Origin of the sequence: Microbispora cellulosiformans (assembly GCF_008728085.1) — a bacterium.
In the GTDB taxonomy this organism is placed as follows: Bacteria; Actinomycetota; Actinomycetes; order Streptosporangiales; family Streptosporangiaceae; genus Microbispora; species Microbispora amethystogenes.
On the sequence record NZ_VYTZ01000001.1, the window covers coordinates 206678 to 225137 of the forward strand.

Here is an 18460-nt window from a genome sequence, read left to right on the forward strand (position 1 = left end):
CATCGTGAACCTCCCGGATGTCGCCCGGACGGTCCCGGAGCACGGGGTCCCGGTCCACGGGGCGGACGCGCTCGGCACCGCCATACTGTCCAACGGCCATCTGGGAGCGGATGTCCTGTGGGTCCCCGCGGGAGCGAGGTTTCCTGTGCACACCCATCCCGGGCATCACCTGCTGTACTGCGTCTCGGGATCCGGGACGATCACGATCGCCGCGCGCACCTACGACGTACGGCCGGGAGACATCTACATGGTCGACGGCCAGGTGCCCCACGCGGTCGGCGCCGGCGACGAAGACCACGTTCTGCTGTCGATCGGCGCGCCGCACAAGCCCATCGAGTCACCGGATCGGATGCGGCTGACGAACTGGAGCGGCGGGCTGCTCGACGATCCGATGTTCGTCGAGGGCGCGCCGGCCGGCGAGAGGTCGCCGTGAACGGCGCGCCCGGCCGCGTCGGTCTCCGTTCCGGACGGTTCGCGGAACGGGGCGGGACAGTCGCGCGGACGAGAACGAGCGTGCGACGGCGCTGCGGCAGGACGACCCACCAGCGAGTGGATCGTTGAGAAAGACGCGACGGCGATGATTCCGGCGGCCTAGTGCGGATCCACCGGCCCGTTCAGGTGTCGGCGGCGTTCCACGTACCTCCGCGCGCGCCGCCGGAAATCGGCGCGCTTCTCGACCGGTATGACCATCCTGCTGCCGCCGAGCGCCGTGAGAAAGCCCGCCATGGAGTCCAGGAGCATGGCACGGATGCCGTCGAACTCCACGTCGGGATGGCTGTCCAGGAAGTTGAAGATCCTCTCATACTGCTCGAACACATCCGTGTGCCGATCGCTGAGTGAACGGGTCACACTGTTCGGCCGGCAACACCGGTAGCCGACGCAGACGGCCTCCAGAACGCTGATGCTTTCGGCGCTCAGCAAGCAGCTGGAACTCCACACCGAGTCCTCGTAGTATCCCGGCGGAAAGGACAGGCCGCCACGCTGGACGAACGACCTCCGATAGGCCTTGTTCCAGCATGTCCACGAGACCAGGATGGCTTCAGGCCGGTCGCGGAGGAGGAACCTCCGCGGACTCGCCGGCAGGATTCGGCCGAGGTTGCTTCGTTTCGTGAGCCCGCAGTGCCGCCGGTAGTCGAAGTCGTAGAGAAGAACATCCGGCGTCCCCGCGACGTCGAGCCGCCTGGAGATCACGGCGAGGGAGGACCTGTCGGCGAAGGTGTCGTCGCCGTCCAGGAAAAGCAGGTACTCACCTGTGGCCCGCGCTATCCCAACGTTTCGCGCCGGCCCCATGTCGACCGGATTCGCCAGGTGGATCGGCCGAAAACGCGCGTCGCGCCCGGCGTACCGGTCGATGATGGCGCCGCAACCGTCCGGTGAACCGTTGTCCAAGGCAAGGACCTCGAAGTCAGGAAACGTCTGCGCCCTGATCGACGAAAGAGCGGCGTCGAGATACTCGGCCACGTTGTGAGCGAGGACCACGATGCTGAACCGGGCGGTCAAAACGTCATCCGCTGCACACGTGGTGGCGGATAATCACGCGCGTCGAATGCGCCGAGCCAGGCGGGTAGCCGGCCTTGGTCGAGCAGATCCAGCAGCACAGCCTTGGTGATCGGGCTGGCGAAATGAAGCTGCGCCGCGCCACTCGGCGCCCGCAGCCGTTCTTCAAGTCGCGCGCGCTCGCGATGGTAGCTGTCCGCCTCCCGGCCACGGGTGCGGAACTCGTTGATATCGAGGGTCACCTGGACATCCCATGTCGGAGGCACCTGAGCGGAGAAACATTCGAAAAGCTCGGCGTGGTGATCGACTGCGATCGTCTCCGTCTCGAGGAGATGAACCAGGGTCCAGTAGTACTGGTCGCTGAAGCCGTACCGCTCGTCGGTGTCGAAGTCGTGTATCCGCAGGTCGCGGAGGATCCGAAACCGGTCGCTCGGTGGCTTGGGATGCTTTATGCACAGCTCCAGCAGGTCGCCCACCGCTCCGATGAAGCCGCCGGCATTGAGGTAGGGAAAGGGACGGACAGGCGGGCCGTTCTCAATCAGGAAGCCGATGGCGCCCAGCGGCCAGTTGTTCAGCTCGCCACTGAAAACCACGCTCCGCGAAAAGCGCGCGTAGGTCTCCCGGACGTACTTCTCCGCACGGATGAACAATGTGTCGTAGGCGTCGGTGAAGATCACTAGATCGGTCGGCGACGGATGCTGCTTGAAGTACTCCACGAGGGCCAGTCGCTTGTCTCTCGGCCTGAATTCCTTCTTGTCGACATGCAGGATCATCAGGTCGAACCCGAGCGCGGCACAGGAGGGTATCAGCAGTCGGTTGAGGAAGGCGTTATTCAGGTCCGTCGCCACGGTGACGACTTCCAAGGCCGACCTCCAGCGGTGGGAGTCAGGACTGACATCTCAATGAGTCAATGCGAGCGTCAGAAAAGCGTATCGCCGAGGGCGGTTCGGCTCAAGGGGTCGGCCACGCCCGATGGGCGCCCACCGCGTCCGAACGGGGAATCACGAACAAGAACCTCTGCCCGAAGCTCCTTGCCTGGCATTGAATCCGGTCGATTCGACCGTGCCTTGTGCGCCACCACAGGAAAGGATTTCGACCGCAGGCCGAACGGCGGCGCCAGCCGGCGGACACCGCCGCGGCCCTGGCCGTCCTCTACCGGTGACCTGTGCTCTACCGGTGACCCGCGCCCGAGCGGGCGGATGGCAGGATGCTTGCGGCAGTGGTGATGACGTCAGGGCGAAGGCGATGCGCGCCGGACCGCGGAGAGCCGAAGGAGGCCGATGAGCCCGAAGACCCATCGCGTCGCCGTGCTCGTGCTGGAGGGCGCGAAGCCGCTCGACGTCGGCATCCCCGCGCAGGTGTTCTCCAACCGGCCGAGCATGCCGTACGAGGTGCGGGTGTGCGGCGCCGCGCCCGGGCTGGTGACCGGCGGCGACGGCCTCTCCTATCACGTGGCCGAGGGTCTCGGCGCCTTCGAGCAGGCCGACACGGTCTTCATCCCCGGTTACCGGGAGCCGGCGGCCACGGAGCCGCCGGCCGCGGTCCTCGGCGCGCTCATGGCCGCCCACGAGCGCGGAACCCGGCTTGCGGCCATCTCGACGGGGGCGTTCGCGCTGGCGGCGACGGGCCTGCTCGACGGCAAGCGGGCGACGACCCACTGGCACTACACGAAGGCCCTCGCCGGCAAACATCCGCTCGTACGGGTGGACGAGAACGTGCTCTTCGTGGACGAGGGCGACGTGCTGACGTCGGCGGGAGCGGCGTCCGGCATCGACCTGTGCCTGCACCTGGTGCGGCGCGACCACGGCGTCGGGCTGTCCAACCACGTGGCGAGACGGCTGGTGGCGGCGCCCTATCGGAGCGGCGGTCAGGCGCAGTACGTTCCCCGCAGCGTCCCAGAACCGCTCGGCGACCTGTTCGCGAACACGCGGGAGTGGGCCCTGGCGCACCTTTCCGAACGGCTGACCCTCGAGACCCTCGCCCGCCACGCGCGGGTGTCGGCGCGCACCTTCTCCCGCCGGTTCGTCGAGGACACCGGTTACACGCCGATGCAGTGGGTGCTCCGGGCACGCGTGGACCTGGCACGCGAACTGCTCGAACGCACCGACCTGGGCGTGGAGCAGATCGCCGACCGGGTCGGGCTCGGCACCGGCGCCAACCTGCGCCTGCACTTCCAGCGCATCCTCGGCACCTCCCCGACCGAGTATCGCCACACCTTCTCGGCCTGAACGGGCCGGGCGGGGCGTGGCGAGATCCTTGCGGACGGTGGCGAAACTTCTGGCTGGATTCTTGCGCGTGCTGTCATTCAGGCCACTGTCGGCCCGGCACTCGGACGCCGATCATGGAGCGCGGAACGAAAGGAACGCCCATGACCCGCATCGCCGTCAACGGATTCGGCCGCATCGGACGCAACACCCTCCGCGCCCTGCTCGAACGTGACACCGACCTCGAAGTGGTCGCCGTCAACGACCTCACCGCCCCGGAGACCCTCGCGCACCTGCTCAAGTACGACAGCGCGCTCGGCCGCCTCGGCCTTCCCGTCGAGGTCGACGGCGCCGAGCTCGTGGTCGGCGGCCGCCGCATCCAGGTGCTCGCCGAACGCGAGCCGGCCAAGCTGCCCTGGGCCGAGCTCGGCGTGGGCCTCGTGCTCGAGTCCACCGGCCGCTTCACCGCGGCGCGCGCCGCCCGCGCGCACATCGACGCGGGCGCCCGGCGCGTGCTGGTGAGCGCCCCCTCCGACGGCGCCGACGTCACGCTCGCCTACGGCGTGAACACCGAGGCGTACGACCCCGCCAGGCACGTGATCGTCTCGAACGCCTCGTGCACCACGAACGCGCTGGCGCCGCTGGCGTCCGTGCTCGACGACCTGGCCGGCATCGAGCACGGCTTCATGACCACGGTGCACGCCTACACCCAGGAGCAGAACCTGCAGGACGGCCCGCACCGCGACCTGCGGCGCGCCCGCGCGGCCGGCGTGAACATCGTGCCCACCACCACGGGGGCCGCCAAGGCCATCGGCCAGGTGCTGCCGAACCTCGACGGCAAGCTGTCGGGCGACGCGATCCGCGTGCCGGTCCCGGTGGGTTCGATCGTGGAGCTGAACACCTCCGTCTCCCGGGAGGTGACGCGGGACGAGGTGCTCGCGGCCTACCGCGCCGCCGCCGACGGCAGGCTCAAGGGCATCCTCGACTACGCCGACGAGCCGCTGGTCTCCAGCGACATCACCGGCCAGCCCGCGTCGGCGATCTTCGACGCCGCTCTCACCCGCGTCGATGGCAGGCACGTCAAGGTGGTGGCCTGGTACGACAACGAGTGGGGCTTCTCGAACCGCGTCGTCGACACCCTGGAGCTGCTCGCCCGCGACTGAGCCTGTTCACCTTCTACTCTCTGTAGAGAGTCATCGAGGTGAGGGAGAGGCGGGACCGTGCGACTCGGCAACCTGGAGCGATCGGTCATGGAGGCCCTGTGGAGCCACCCTGAGGGGATGTTCGCCCAGGATCTCGCCGACGGTCTCGCCTCCCAGCCCGCGGTCACCACGGTGCTGACCGTTCTCGTACGGCTCTCCCGCAAGGGCCTGGTCTCACGGGAGCGACAAGGACGGGCACACCTGTACAGGGCCGGCGCGGACAAGGACGCGTTCGTGGCCGAGACCATGCGCGCCGCCCTCGACGAGGCCGGTGACGTGGAGGCCGCCGTGAGCCGGTTCGTCGGCACGGTTTCCCCAGAAGTCGCCGCGGCCCTCCGCGAGGCGCTCGACGGGCGAGACGAGGCCGCCCGGTGAGCCTGTGGCTGCTCGCGGCGGGCCTCGCGTTGACGCCCGTCGTGTTCGGCGGACGGGCCTCCGCGCGGCTCGCCACGGCGAGGTGGACCCGCCGATGCCCCAGAGCCGCCCTGGTGCTGTGGCAGGCGATCGGCCTGGCCGGCGGGCTCGGAGCGGTGGGGCTGGGGCTCGTCGCCTCGGTCGCGCCGGTGGCCGCGGTCTTCCCCCACGGGATGCACACCCTCGTCGGTCGCGTCCTCGCCGGGCCCGGGCTGACCGGGCTCGGCCCGGCCCCGCTCGTCGCCCTCGCCTGGTCGCTGGGCGTGCTCGCGTGGCTGCTCGCGCACACCGTCAGGGTGACCGTGAAGACGGTCGCGGAGCAGCGACGGCAGCGTCTGCTGGTGGACCTCGTGGCCGATCACGCCGCCGACCACGACGCCTACATCCTGCCCACCGCGGAACGGATCGCGTACTGCGTTCCCGGGCGGCGGGTCCGGGTCGTGCTCAGTCAGGGCACGCTCGACCTGCTGAACAGGCAGGAGCTGCTGGCCGTCCTCGGCCACGAACGAGCGCATGCCCGGGGCAGGCACGATCTGATCCTGCTGCCGTTCGTCGCTCTGGCCGAGGCCTTTCCCTGGCTCGCGGCGGCACGGGCCGCTCGGCAGGCCGTTCCCGTCCTGCTGGAGATGCTCGCGGACGACCAGGCCCGCCGGGTGCACGGGGAACTGCCGCTGGCTCGCGCGCTGGTACGCATGGCCACGCCGCGAACGGGCTCCTCCGCCGCCGGCGTGCGCGCCCTGGCCGACGCCGGAGTCGTCCATCGCCTCGAACGGCTTCTCGGCGGTGCGGACGAGCGGCCGCGGTGGATCCCCGCCGTCGCCTACTCGATCGCCGGCCTGCTCCTCGTCGGGCCCCTGGCCGTGCTGGTCGCACCGTTGCTGTGCGTGGTCATCCGGCCCGCGTGACTCGTGGTCGGGCTCCCGGGCCGGATTTACGGCAGCCGTATTCTACGTCGTGTAGAAGTTCTACCCGTCGTAGAAGATAGGCGATGGGAGCAGCCCATGGACGGTGCGGAGCAGGCGAGCAGGAAAGAGCGCCTCTCACAACTACAGGCCCGGCAGCGGAAGGCCGAGCGGTTGCGGAGGATCACCGTGGTCGGCACGTCGGCCCTTCTCGTGAGCGGGATCGCCGTGGCAGGCGGAGTCCTGTTCCTCAGGGAGAGGAACAAGACGTCGCTCGACGCCGTCCGCACCTACGCGGTCAAGAACCGCAATCACACGACCGAGGCCGTGACCTACCCGCAGTCCCCTCCGGTCGGCGGCGACCACGACCCGACCTGGATCAACTGCGGCGTCTACGACCAGCCGGTCCGCACCGAGAGCGTGGTGCACGCCCAGGAGCACGGCGCCGTCTGGATCACGCACTCGCCCGGCCTCCCCGACGAGGACCGGCGGAAACTCCGCGACCTCGTCGCCGGTCGGGAGTATGTGGTCCTCTCCCCGTTCACCGGCCAGAAGCCCGCGGTCGTCGCGAGCGCGTGGGGCAGGCAACTCGCGCTGGACGGCCCGGACGACCCCAGACTCGCGCGCTTCATCCGCGCCCACGCGAAAAGCCCCGAGGCTCCCGAGCCGGGCGCACCGTGCGACGGAGGAACGGGAGAGCCCGCCGTATGACCTTGTCCGGACGCCTGGGCCCGCGGGCCCTGGCCGTCATCGGCATCGCCGTCGTGGTGGTCGTCCTGGCCGGAGCGGCCCTCTCTCGCCGGGGCCCGGCCGACGACTCCCCCGAGGCCGGATTCGCCAGGGACATGCAGACCCACCACGCCCAGGCCGTACGCATGGCGATGATCGTGCGCGACCGCACCACGGACGCGGAGGTGAGGACTCTCGCCTATGACATCGCGCTGACCCAGCAGCAGCAGATCGGCCAGATGTTCGCCTGGCTCGACATGTGGGGGCTGCCACAGACCTCCCTGGCTCCTCCGATGGCATGGACGCGGACGGGGCACGGCTCCATGGGCCACACGGCCGCCTCGATGCCGGGAATGGCCACCTCCAATCAGCTGAAGCAGTTGGCGGAGGCCCAGGGTCGTGCGGCGGAGGCGCTGTTCCTCCGCCTGATGATCACTCATCACAAGGGCGGCGTGGACATGGCGCGTGCCACCCTGCGGTCGAGCGGCGACGAGCGCGTCCGGCGGCTGGCAGAGGCGATCGTCGCCGCTCAGCAAGGGGAGATCTCGTCGATGGAGCGGATGCTGTCGACGAGGGACGCGTCTCGCACGACGGCCTCGTCGCGAGAATCGCCTGGTGCGGATGCAGATGCGTGATCGCCAGAGATGGGATGAATCTCGGCGGACACGGCTGAGCCCCCGACGGAGGAAGGAACCGACCGACGGTAGGCGCACGCTTGCCGAGTCGCCCGCGCCTGCCGTCCTCCTGATGAAAATTTCAGGTAATTCGAGCGAGAATCGCCAGCCGTCCTGGGACTCGAGACCGGAGTATGCGGCTTATACGATCATTGCTTGACGGGTCACATTAGACGTCATACGTTGCGGCCACGCGGCCTATACATGGGATGTCTCCGCGTTATCGAATCGGTTCCCGCCTCCGGAGGCACCTTTTGACCACAGGCCCGGGTGACCTCTCGAACGGCGGCCGTACCACGGCGATGGACCAGGCGATGGACCAGCCGTGGCGGCACGGGCGGTGCTCGGCCGCGACCGTCTCCCCGACCCGCCACCAGGAGCTTCGATGAACATGCCGCTGAACCGTCGACGCTTCATCGCCACCACGGCGGCGACCGTCGGCGCCGCCGCGCTTCCTTCGACGATCTTCTCTGGCCGGGCGGCCGCGGCCGTACCGCCGCAGGTGACGCTGCCGCAACGCGGCATCTACGACACGGCCGCCGCCGCCAACTGGACCGACGCCTTCCTGACCGGCAACGGCGAGTACGGGGCCATGCTCTACGGCGCGCCCACTCTGGAGAAGGTCGTCTTCACGCATCATCGGTTCGTGCTGCCCAACGGCACCCGCAACCTGACCCCGCCGGTGCTGTCCGGGCGGTTGGCGGGGGTCAGGGACAAGGCGCTCGCCGGTGACTTCAACGGCGCCACCAGTGACTTCACCTCCGGTTGGTCGCTGCGCTGGACCCAGACCTTCCATCCGGGCTACGAGCTGCGGATCAGCACCCCGGGGATGACAACCGTCGGCAACTACGCCCGGATCACCGATTTCCGGACCGGGGAGGTCACCTCGACGTGGACCGACAGCTACGGTGCGTGGACGCGCCGGGCTTTCGCCTCCCGGGCCGACCGGGTCATCGTCCACGAACTCACGGCCGCGCCGGGCCGGACGATCGACACCACGCTGAGCGTCAACACGGCCCTGAGCGGCGTGCCGGGGTCCGTCGGCTTCACCACCCTGGCCACAGTCGCCAACGGTGACGGCTACCTGAACCTCCGGGGCACCTATCCCGCCGGGCAGGGGGCGTTCGGCTACGAGGGCGTCACCCGGGTGGTCGCGACCGGCGGCTCGGTACGGGTGAGCGGGTCGACCATCGTCGTGGCCGGGGCGACCAAAGTCGTGCTGCTGACCAAACTCGACCGCTACGAATCGTCCACCGCGTGGGACGCCAAACCCCTGCACACGTCGCTGGCCGCGCTGAGCGCCGACTACGCGGCGCTGCTCGCGCGGCACACCGCCCTGCACACCCCGCTGTACGACCGTTCACGCCTCGACCTGAACGTCAGCGCCGCCGATCGGCAACTGTCGACCGGTGAGCTGATCGCCCGGCAGAACTCCAACCGCAACGTCGTCGACCTCGCGTTGCTGGAGCGGATGTACGACTCCGGCCGTTACCTGTTCCTCAGCTCCAGCGGCGTCCTGCCGCCGCGACTCACCGGCCTGTGGACGGGCGCCTGGGACGCGGCATGGGCCGGCGACTTCACCACCGACGCCAACGTCAACTTCCAGGTCGCCGCCGGCAACATCCTGTCCCTCACCGAAGCCATGGACGGTTACTTCACCCTGATCCTCGGCCAGATCAACGACTGGCGCACCAACGCCAGAAACCTCTACGGCACCCGCGGCCTGCTCGCTCCCTCCCGTACGGACGGCGAGTACGGCAAGATGCTGCACTTCGACGGCGGGTTCCCCGGCCACACCTGGATCGGCGGCGCCGACTGGCTGCTCTATCCCCTGCTCGAGTACTACCAGGTCAGCGGTGACACCACCTTCTACCGCACCAAGCTCGCCCCGGTCCTGATCGAGCTCGCGCTGTTCTACGAAGACTTCCTCACCCGCACCGACGCGGGCGGCAAGGTCGTCTTCGTACCGTGCTTCTCCATGGAGAACAGCCCGGGCAACACGGGCAGGCAACTGTCGATCAACGCGACCGGGGAGATCGCCGCGGGCAAGCACGCGCTGCAGGCCGCCATCGACGCCGCCAACTTCCTCGGCACCGAACAGGGCTCAGGACAGGGCGTACAACGCTGGACCGCCCTGCTGGCCAAGATGCCCGACTATCGCATCAACGGCGACGGGGCGCTCGCCGAATGGTCGTGGCCCAGCCTGTCCGACCGGTACAACCACCGGCACGTGCAGCACATGTATCCGGTCTGGCCGCTGCACGAGATCAACCCCGAGGACAGGCCCGACCTGATCCGCTACGCGAGCCGCGCCCTGGATCTGCGGGGGGACGAGGGAGGCGAGGCCCACGGCGCCATCCACCGCGGCCTCGCCCGGGCCCGGCTCAAGGACGGCGCCGGCGTGTACGGCAACCTGCGGAAGATCCTGGGCAACAACATGGTCTTCCGGTCGTTGATGACCTCGCACAACCCGAACCTGTCGATCTACAACGCCGACGCCGCCAACTCGCTGCCCGCGATTCTCGCCGAGGCGTTGGTCTACACCAGGCCCGGCGTCCTGGAGTTGCTCCCCGCGCTGCCCGACCAGCTCGCCAAGGGCACGATCACCGGCGTACGCGGCCGCAACCGCATCCGGATCGACTCGCTCACCTGGGACATCGGCGCCCGGACCGTCACCGCCGCCGTCGTCTCCGACGTCACCCAGACCGTGACGCTCATCGTCCGGCGTGGGATCGCCTCCGTGACCACCAGTGCGGGCGTCGCCGCCTCGCCGCTGGGCGACCACGCCCGGCAGGTGTCACTCACGGCGGGCACAACGACCCAGATCACCGTCGAACTGGGCGCCGGCGGCCCGTCCACCGGCGTCGTCCGCCTGGTCAACCGCAACAGCGGCAAGGTTCTGGACGTCTACGGCGGCTCCACCGCCGACGGCGCGACCATTGTCCAGTGGCCCTGGACGGGCGGGGCCAACCAGCAGTGGCGGATGACGCAGAACTCCGACGGCTCGTTCCGGCTGATCAGCGTCGGCAGCGGCAAGGCCCTCACCAGCCCGAACGCCAACCAGGGCACGGCCCTCGTCCAGACGACCGACACCAACGGCGCGAACCAGCGGTGGAAACTCGTCTCCGCCGCCACGAGCGGCTACTACCGGCTCGTCAACGTCGGCAACGGACTGTGCGCGGACGTCGAAGGGGGCTCCACAGCCGACGGCGCCCGGGTCATCCAATGGGCCGGCAACGGCGGCCTCAACCAGGAATGGCAGGTCGTCACCGTGTGACGGCGAGCGGTCCCAGGCGGCGCTCCGGGGCGGGTGTGTGAACCGCCCCGACTGGCCAAAGCCGGCTCGCGACCTCAGCCGGACGGGTCGAAGACGCAGGGCAGACGCATGCCGAGTTGCGCGTATATCTGCAACTGGTCGTAGTAGAAGCGCTGACTCGCGATCAGATCGTCAGCCACGTTCCAGAAGCAGGAGCAGCGTGCGCTGACGGAACGGCCCGTCGCCTCCAGCACCTCACCTCCGACGAGGAGCCACGACCCCGTCTGCGTACCGCAAACCACCATCTCGGTCGCGATCGCATCACCGCATGCGGTCTTCTCCCACGGGGTGAAGTGGAGGTTGGGAAATGCCTCCCACGTTTGCGTGCAGTAGGAGCTGATCTCCTGGGGATTGCACGCCTCCATGTCCGGCCATGTCGCGACCGCGTCCGGCCGATAGCAGCGCATCACCGCATCGAGATCATGGTTGTTCAGTGCGTCGATCAACCGGTCTACCACGTCGGTCATGGAACGCCCCCCGTCGACCAGGCTACTGAGGCAGGGGCAACGAAAAGCCAAAAAACTCTCGCAGGTTCATCCCCCGAACCGCCGTGCGCGACTGGCCGAGCCGTCGGCGGGGCACCAACCACCGACAGCAGCACCCATCGAAATACAAAAAAATGACCTGCGTTTCCGCAGGTCATTCGAGGGTTTCCCCTGGTGGATCAGTTGGTGCCCCCTGCAAGATTCGAACTTGCGCTCCCGGCTCCGGAGGCCGGTGCTCTATCCCCTGAGCTAAGGGGGCTCAACCGGGAACAAGGCTACCAGCACTTGGGGGCCGTTCGTCACATCAATACGGCCGTCCCGAGGCCGAGGCGGGCGGATCAGCGAAAACCGCACGCCCACCCCTCCTCATTGGCTAACTTGGCGCCCGTGGGTGAGCTTCTGGGACGCGTGCTGGTGGTGGATGACGACGAGGTCATCCGGCAGCTCATCGCGGTCAATTTGACCCTTGAGGGGTTCGAGGTCGAGACCGCGTACGACGGGCAGGACTGCCTGGACCGGGTGCGCGACGTCGCTCCCGACGTCATCACGCTCGACGTGATGATGCCGCGCATGGACGGCTGGGAGACGGCGACCAGGCTCCGCCAGGATCCGGACACCCAGCACATCAAGGTCATGCTGATCACGGCCCGCGCCCAGGAGGACGACCGCAGGCGGGGGTACGACATCGGCGTGCACGCCTATCTCACCAAGCCGTTCGATCCGGCTGAGCTGATCCAGACCGTACGGGACCTCGTCGGAAGCCCCAGGCCGCTCTGACCCGAGCGGGACGTACGGCGGGGGGCTGATCAGGCCGGGCACGGGGACGCCTGCCGGGCCGCCTCCTCGACGAAGCGCGCCACCCGGCCGGGATCGGCGAGCACGGTCAGATGCCCGCGACCCTGTACGTGTGTGAGGCTGCCGTCGGCGCAGGCCCGGAGGAACTCCCGTTCGTCCGCCCGGAAGGGGTCTCGGGCGCCGTTGACCAGCCATACCCGCCCGGGATAGCCCGCCAGCGAGGCGATCGGATCCTCCTTCGCGACCGCCTCGACGACGGCCGGCACGACTTCGCAGCTCAGCCCGCCCTCGATCATGGCCTCGCCGGTGGGCCCCGGCAGCATGCGGCGCAGCGCGAAGCGGCTCACCCGGTTCGCGAACTCCGGATCGCGGGCGGCCAGGCGGCCGGCGACCCGGTAGGCCTGCGCCCCGGCTCCGCCCGGCCGGGCCGTACAGCCCATCGCGACCAGCCCCGCGACGAGATCCGGATGCCGCGCGGCGGTGGCGATACCGACGTAACCGCCGAGGGACAGCCCCACCACCAGCGCCCGGCCGCCCAGGCCGGTGATCACCTCCGCCACGACGTCGCAGGCGGCCTCGGTGTCGTACGGCAGGCCACGGCGAACGCCGTGTCCCGGCAGGTCGGGAGCGGCTGACGGCACCTGCAGCAGCGCGCGTACGGGCGACCACATGGTGCCGCTGAGGCGAATTCCATGAACGAAGACGATCGGCAGGGTCACGACGCACCTTCCTGAAACGCAACGCGACGTTGCGTTGCAAGAGCCATCAAAACACAACGGTGCGTTGCAGTAGGCTTCCGGGGTGGCCCCACGCAAGAAGGACGAGATCCTGAACGCCGCGCTTCGGCTGCTGGCGGAGAAGGGCTACGAGGGCCTGACCATCGAGGGTGTGGCCGAACGGTCGGGGGTCAACAAGACGACGATCTACCGGTGGTGGCCGTCCAAGGCCGCGCTGCTCGGCACCGCGCTGGTGGAGGCGCGGGCACTCGACTTCGAGGTGCCCGACACCGGCAGCCTCCGGGATGATCTCAGGGCCCTGCTGCGCGGCCTGGCACGTCTGCTGACCACTCCCCCGGCGGCGGACATCGCCGTCGCGGCGCTGGGCGCCGCCGCCGGCAACCCCGATCTCGCCGCCGCGGTCAAGGGCTTCTTCGCCGACCGCTTCGCCCGTGAACTCCCGATGTTCGGACGGGCCCGCGAGCGCGGCGAGTTGGACGAGTCCGCCGACCCGATGCTGATCGTGGACATGCTCGCCGGGGCCGTCTGGCTGCGGGTCGTATTCCGGCAATTGCCTCTGGACGAGGGCTTTACCGATCACGCGGTGACCGCCGTACTCGATGGGGTAGGGCGGCGAGGGGATCCGAGGGCGGGCCGACCGGCGCAGACCGGCGGCTGACCGGACGGATCGCGGGCGGCCCGGACATCTCGTGCCGGGCGGCCCTTCGGGCCGAACCTCGTACGCCGCCGTGCGTGCGCATACGCCGGGACGCCGGCCACTTCCACCTTTCACCACGGGCACAGCCGCCCATGTCCGCGTACATCCAAGCCACGCCGGCCACCTCATACCCGCGCCGCGCCCATACGCGCGTGGCCCGCGGCTGCTGATGGCCGAGCAGAGGGAGCACTACCGATGACCAGTCCCGAATTCCGCGGGAACGCGGAGGAGAAGCCACCGACGCCACCGCGAGGAAAACGGCCTCGTCTTCTCCTCGGAGTCGCCGCGGCGCTCACGCTCGCCACCGGCGCCGGCCTCGCCGCGGCCAACGCTCCGGGCGACCACACGCCGTCCCGCGCCGTACAGGCTCAGCAGCCCAGGGAGCAGCCCGGCCCGATCAAGTTCAATCCGGCCCGGTTCGGGCTGACGGAGCTCGCCCTGCTCCAGCAGGGGCAGCCGCAGCCCGGGCGGCCCGGCCAGGGCGACTACCAGACCTTCACCAGCCAGACGGGCGCCGTGGACTCGGTGCGGAGCGATTCCATCTCCGTCGGCGGACGGGCCTACGCCGTGGACGAGTCGACCAGGATCGTCGCCGACTACAAGGGCTTACCGGGCATCCAGCAGGGCGACCAGGTGTGGGTGATCGGCACGCCCGGGGACAGTCCGCGTGCGGTCCTGATCGCGGACGCCAGCCGGCCGCCGCTGCCGGGTCATGCCGGAGGCGGCCCGGGCGCGCCGTCCCCGCCCGGCGCTCCCGGTGCTCCCGGCGCTCCGGGAGAGGCGCCGGAGCAGTCGCCCGGAGGCTCGGCGCCCGCCACACCCACCGAGACGGAGTCACCCGGAACCGTCACGCCCACCGAATGACGAGGCGAGCACGGGCGGGGGCCGTTGCAGGGTCCCCGCCCGCACCGGTCAGGACGTGGCGAACGTGAACCAGTTGAGGTCGACGAAGCCGGCCGGCCGGCCACTGCTGAAGGTGATGTAGACCGTGCGCGAAGCCGGTGGCCGGGCCACCGGCACCTCAGGGAACCGCGATCATGTCCCGGCTCCCTGCCGCTCCCGTGGGCAGGTGCAACCATGTGCGACGTGGGCGGCCGCGGCAGCGAGCGCGGCGGGAAGCACGCCGTGGGTCCCCGGCGAGGATGCGGGCAGGTCGACCGGCACCGGGTAGATGACGGTCGAACGGCCTTCGCCGCCCAGTTCCAGCAGCGTCTGCAGGTAGCGCAGTTGGATGGCCGCCGGGTCTGCCGACAGGGTCCGCGCGGCGTCGCGCAGGTTCTGGGCGGCCTGCACCTCTCCCTCCGCGTTGATCACTTTGGCGCGGCGTTCACGCTCGGCCTCGGCCTGGCGGGCGATGGCACGCTGCATGGCCTCGGGAATCTCGACGTCCTTGATCTCGACCAGGTCGACTTTCACCCCCCAGGGCTCGGTCTGCTCGTCCAGGACCTTCTGCAGGCTCTCGCCCAGCCGGTCGCGTTCCGCGAGCAGGGCGTCGAGGTCATGGCGGCCGAGTACGGAGCGCAGGCTCGTCTGCGCGAGTTGGGAGGTCGCCACGGCGTGGTTCTCCACCTCGTTCACCGACCGGACCGGATCCACGACTTTGAAGTAGGCGACCGTATTGACCCGGACGGGGACGTTGTCCCTGGTGATCGCCTCCTGCGGCGGAATGGTGAGGGCGATCGTCCGCAGGTCGACGCGGACCATCCGGTCGGCCAGCGGAACCAGGACCACGAGCCCGGGCCCTCGCAGGGGCAGCAGCCGGCCGAGCCGGAAGACGACGGCCCGCTCGTACTCGCGGAGCACACGCACCCCTGTCGCGGCGCCCGCGAGGAGAAGGGCCGCCGCGATGGTTGCCCAGATCATGACTCTGACCTCCAGACCTTGGTGTAGCGGTCGCGGTTCGTTCCTTTTTGTTCTGGTTCCGGAAAACCGTCGGGGGTGGCGCGGAGGTGTCCGGTCAGCCGCCATCCGGTCAGGGCGGTGGCCACGAGCGTCGCGGCGACCAAGGCGAGGTCGGGCCAGGCGGGATGGCGTACCGCCTGGATGAGCGTCAGCGAGGCGGCCAGGACGACCAGGACGAGGGCGAGGCCGCGGTGGAAACGCCCCGCTTCGGAGTGTGGCCAGGGCCTCAGCTCCCGGACGATCTCCCGGCCGGCATGTGAGGAGGTGCAGTCGGCCTTGCGGGGACAGGCGTTGCAGATCGAGGGCTTGGCCCGGTACAGCCGGCGGTGCGGGTCCTGGCCGCCCTCCCGGCCGACGGGCCAGAGCATCTGGCCGGCAGGGCACACCCAGGCGTCGTGTCCGGGGCGATAGGTGAAACCACCGGTACGGTGGCGTTCGGACCGGCGGGCGACGTGGCGGGCCAGGCGGTCCAGCCCGGCGGCTGTGACGAGCAGCCCGGCCGCGTAACCGTCCGCCAGGACCGCCTCCGCGGTGAAGGGGCCGATCATGCCGTCTCCACCGGTTCCCGGATATCCGACAGCCGTGGCGCGGGGGTGATCCCGGTGACCGCGTCGGCGGTGGCCTGGCGCCCCCGATGGCGTACGCCGAGCCAGGCCATCCAGCAGAAGGGCAGGACGCCGCCGACGATGAAGATCAGATCGCCGGGCAGCCGCAGCCATTCGAGCAGGGTGGTGGTGTGGCCGGTGAGGTAGCCCAGCGAGCGCGCCTCGAAGTAGCCGGAGGCCACCGACTCGTGCAGTTGCAGGAGCCCGAGCGGCAGCAGGGTGGCGAAACACATCCAGACCAGGCCGATGTTGAGGGACCAGAAGGAGACCCTGGCCCACTTCTCCGGCCACTGACTGGCGGGGATGAGGTAGCGCAGCGTGAACAGGCCGAGGGCGATGGCGAGCATGCCGTAGACGCCCATCATCGAGGCGTGCGCGTGGTTGGCGGTCAGGCCGGTGCCGATCTCGTAGTAGGAGACGATCGGCAGGTTGATCAGAAAGCCGAAGACGCCCGCACCGAGGAAGTTCCAGAAGCCCACGGCGACCAGGAACATCACGGCCCAGCGGTGCGGGAACGGGGTGCGCGACTCCATGTGCTGGCGCGCTCCGAGCTGCACGAACGACCACGCCTCCACGGTCAGGAAGGTCAGCGGCACGACCTCCATCGCGGAGAAGAACGCCCCCAGCGCCAGATGCTCCACGGGTTCGCCGCTGAAGTACAGGTGGTGCATGGTGCCGATCACGCCGCCGGCCGAGTACAGGATGACGTCCAGATAGATCACCACCAGGGCGACCCGTTCCCGCACCACGCCGAGCTGGACGAACATGTACGCGACCATGGCGGTGGTGAAAAGTTCGAGGAAGTCCTCCACCCACAGGTGCACCACCCAGAACCGCCAGAAGTCGGTGAGGGTGAAGGTGTCGCCCGGGCGGGCGAGCAGCCCGACCGCGTAGACGCCGGGGATCGCCAGGCCGGACAGGAAGAACAGCCAGGGCAGGTTGCCGCGGCTGTCCCTCGTCAGGGCGGTGCGCAGCACCCGCCACATCATGACCGCCCACAGCGCCATGCCGGCGGCCAGCAGGATCTGCCAGACGCGGGGCAGGTCGAGCCATTCGAACTGCTGGCTGCCCCACAGGTTCCCCGGCCGGACGAACCCGTGGATGCTCAGCCCCTCCGCGATCAGGGAGCCGGACGCCACGACGGCCAGGGCCACCAGGAGCGTCCAAGCGAGCGTCTTCTGCCCGCGCGGCTCGCCTCCGGCCATGAGCGGCGCCAGGAAGAGCCCAGCCGCGAGGAAGGCGGCCACCACCCAGAACAGCGACAACTGCAGATGCCAGGTGCGGGCCAGGTTGAAGGGCAGCAACCCGGCCAGGTTGAATCCGAAGAAGCTCGTGAGATCGGCCCGGTAGTGCTCCGTGGCACCGCCGAGCAGCACCTGGGCGAGGAAGAGCAGCGCCACGACGAGGAAGAAGAACGCGGTGACCCGCTGGGCGGGAGTGAGCGCCACCTGGTCGGGGGAGCGGAACTCGATGGTCTCCGCCTGACGGCCCCGCCAGCCCAGATGCCCGCCCCAGCGGCCGACGGCGCCGAACAGTGCCCCGATGCCGACCAGCAGGGCGATCAGCGACACCACGCTCCACAGCACGGTGTCGGCGGTGGGCGTGTTGCCGACCAGCGGCTCGGCGGGCCAGTTGTTCGTGTAGGAGTAGGTGGTGCCGGGACGCTCGGCGGAGGCGATCCACGCCGTCCAGGACAGGAACGCCGTCAGCTGATCGATCTGCCGCCGGTCGGTGATCGCGCGGGGGCGTAGACCCTTGTCCGTACGGGGGTCGGCGAAGTAGTCGTGGTAGTGACCGACGAGAGCGGTGAAGGCGTCCGCCTGCGTCCGCGTGTAGGTCAGCACCCCTGAGCGGGGGTCGTAGCGATTGGCGCGGAACTCCTGCCTGACCTGCTCACGGGCCCGGTCGCCGCCGCCGCGGGCCCGGAGTGCGGCGGTGGCGGCGCGGCGCAGGTAGTCGGCCGTGTAGTCCGGCCCGAGATAGCCCCCGTGCCCGAGCACCGACCCGTACTGCATCAGCCCGTTGGACAGGAAGACCTGCTGCCCGTCGGCGACGTCGCGGCCGGTGTACAGCTCGTGCCCGGATTCGCTCACCACCAGCCGCGGCACGGGCGGCTCCGAGGTGTACGTACGGAAGGCGAGCACCCCCATGACGAAGAACCCGAACACCGCCACCAGCACCGCCGCCTGAATCCAGCGTCTGGAGACCAGGAGGGCTCTGCGCGTCCCCGTATCCGACATCGATCGCTGTCCCCGTCCGAAGAAGGGGGAGAGCTCCTACTCCTACCGGGTGCGGGCAGCG

At 69.5% G+C, this 18460-nt stretch carries 18 protein-coding genes and 1 tRNA gene; 11 read left to right on the forward strand and 8 right to left on the reverse strand.

Annotated features, from left to right (window positions below; all coding sequences use genetic code 11):
• Window positions 1–4 precede the first annotated feature (4 nt).
• Window positions 5–433 (forward strand): cupin domain-containing protein, encoded by a 429-nt coding sequence (locus F5972_RS00755; RefSeq protein WP_191909881.1) that lies wholly within the window; start codon window positions 5–7, stop codon window positions 431–433.
• A gap of 158 nt (window positions 434–591) precedes the next feature.
• On the opposite strand, the gene F5972_RS00760 is transcribed toward F5972_RS00755, so the two are convergent.
• Window positions 592–1500, reverse strand: coding sequence for a glycosyltransferase family 2 protein (locus F5972_RS00760; protein ID WP_150930071.1), 909 nt, complete (start codon window positions 1498–1500; stop codon window positions 592–594).
• Window positions 1497–2360: a glycosyltransferase domain-containing protein gene (locus tag F5972_RS00765; RefSeq protein ID WP_150930073.1), complete on the reverse strand. Its 864-nt coding sequence runs from the start codon at window positions 2358–2360 to the stop codon at window positions 1497–1499. Before F5972_RS00765 ends, F5972_RS00760 begins: the two co-directional genes overlap by 4 nt.
• A 417-nt stretch (window positions 2361–2777) precedes the next feature.
• On the opposite strand from F5972_RS00765, the gene F5972_RS00770 reads away from it, so the two are divergent.
• The 7 genes from F5972_RS00770 to F5972_RS00800 all read left to right on the forward strand — a co-directional run bounded on the left by F5972_RS00770 (window position 2778) and on the right by F5972_RS00800 (window position 10899).
• Window positions 2778–3725, forward strand: coding sequence for a GlxA family transcriptional regulator (locus tag F5972_RS00770; RefSeq protein WP_150930074.1), 948 nt, complete (start codon window positions 2778–2780; stop codon window positions 3723–3725).
• Window positions 3726–3865: 140 nt separating this feature from the next.
• On the forward strand, window positions 3866–4864 hold the full coding sequence (gap, locus tag F5972_RS00775) for a type I glyceraldehyde-3-phosphate dehydrogenase (protein ID WP_150930076.1): 999 nt from the start codon (window positions 3866–3868) through the stop codon (window positions 4862–4864).
• A 57-nt stretch (window positions 4865–4921) separates the two neighbouring features.
• Window positions 4922–5278, forward strand: a complete 357-nt coding sequence (locus F5972_RS00780) for a BlaI/MecI/CopY family transcriptional regulator (protein WP_150930078.1) — start codon at window positions 4922–4924, stop codon at window positions 5276–5278.
• The gene (locus F5972_RS00785) at window positions 5275–6222 is read left to right on the forward strand and encodes a M56 family metallopeptidase (RefSeq protein ID WP_150930080.1); all 948 of its coding nucleotides are present in this window, start codon (window positions 5275–5277) and stop codon (window positions 6220–6222) included. Before F5972_RS00780 ends, F5972_RS00785 begins: the two co-directional genes overlap by 4 nt.
• A 96-nt stretch (window positions 6223–6318) precedes the next feature.
• Entirely contained in the window at window positions 6319–6930 is a 612-nt protein-coding gene (locus tag F5972_RS00790; RefSeq protein WP_150930081.1) for a DUF3105 domain-containing protein, read from the forward strand.
• Window positions 6927–7583, forward strand: a complete 657-nt coding sequence (locus F5972_RS00795) for a DUF305 domain-containing protein (protein ID WP_150930083.1) — start codon at window positions 6927–6929, stop codon at window positions 7581–7583. The genes F5972_RS00790 and F5972_RS00795 overlap by 4 nt, the downstream gene beginning before the upstream one ends.
• Before the next feature lie 424 nt (window positions 7584–8007).
• Window positions 8008–10899 carry a glycosyl hydrolase family 95 catalytic domain-containing protein gene (locus F5972_RS00800; RefSeq protein ID WP_150930085.1) on the forward strand — a complete coding sequence of 964 codons (2892 nt, stop codon included), beginning with the start codon at window positions 8008–8010 and terminating at the stop codon, window positions 10897–10899.
• A 74-nt stretch (window positions 10900–10973) separates the two neighbouring features.
• On the opposite strand, the gene F5972_RS00805 is transcribed toward F5972_RS00800, so the two are convergent.
• Together F5972_RS00805 and F5972_RS00810 are read right to left on the reverse strand one after the other, a co-directional pair.
• Entirely contained in the window at window positions 10974–11405 is a 432-nt protein-coding gene (locus tag F5972_RS00805; RefSeq protein WP_150930087.1) for a nuclear transport factor 2 family protein, read from the reverse strand.
• Window positions 11406–11607: 202 nt separating this feature from the next.
• A tRNA-Arg gene (locus F5972_RS00810) sits at window positions 11608–11682 on the reverse strand.
• 128 nt (window positions 11683–11810) lie between these two features.
• Between F5972_RS00810 and F5972_RS00815 the strand changes: the two genes are divergently transcribed.
• A complete protein-coding gene (locus F5972_RS00815) occupies window positions 11811–12200 on the forward strand; it encodes a response regulator transcription factor (RefSeq protein WP_225311067.1) in 390 nt (129 codons plus the stop codon).
• A 29-nt stretch (window positions 12201–12229) separates the two neighbouring features.
• Here F5972_RS00815 and F5972_RS00820 read toward each other — a convergent pair whose 3' ends face one another.
• Window positions 12230–12937: an alpha/beta fold hydrolase gene (locus F5972_RS00820; RefSeq protein ID WP_225311068.1), complete on the reverse strand. Its 708-nt coding sequence runs from the start codon at window positions 12935–12937 to the stop codon at window positions 12230–12232.
• 82 nt (window positions 12938–13019) lie between these two features.
• Between F5972_RS00820 and F5972_RS00825 the strand changes: the two genes are divergently transcribed.
• Together F5972_RS00825 and F5972_RS00830 are read left to right on the forward strand one after the other, a co-directional pair.
• Complete coding sequence (locus F5972_RS00825) at window positions 13020–13613, forward strand: TetR/AcrR family transcriptional regulator (RefSeq protein ID WP_150930089.1); 594 nt, start codon at window positions 13020–13022, stop codon at window positions 13611–13613.
• Window positions 13614–13847: 234 nt separating this feature from the next.
• On the forward strand, window positions 13848–14516 hold the full coding sequence (locus F5972_RS00830) for a hypothetical protein (protein WP_150930091.1): 669 nt from the start codon (window positions 13848–13850) through the stop codon (window positions 14514–14516).
• Between the two features lie 171 nt (window positions 14517–14687).
• Here the strand turns inward: F5972_RS00830 and F5972_RS00835 are convergent, their stop codons facing one another.
• The 3 genes from F5972_RS00835 to F5972_RS00845 are packed head-to-tail and all read right to left on the reverse strand — an operon-like array spanning window position 14688 to window position 18399.
• Entirely contained in the window at window positions 14688–15515 is an 828-nt protein-coding gene (locus F5972_RS00835; protein WP_150930093.1) for a slipin family protein, read from the reverse strand.
• Window positions 15512–16102, reverse strand: coding sequence for a transposase (locus F5972_RS00840; RefSeq protein WP_150930095.1), 591 nt, complete (start codon window positions 16100–16102; stop codon window positions 15512–15514). The genes F5972_RS00835 and F5972_RS00840 overlap by 4 nt, the downstream gene beginning before the upstream one ends.
• Window positions 16099–18399, reverse strand: coding sequence for a nitric-oxide reductase large subunit (locus tag F5972_RS00845; protein ID WP_150930097.1), 2301 nt, complete (start codon window positions 18397–18399; stop codon window positions 16099–16101). Before F5972_RS00845 ends, F5972_RS00840 begins: the two co-directional genes overlap by 4 nt.
• Between the last annotated feature and the right edge of the window lie 61 nt (window positions 18400–18460).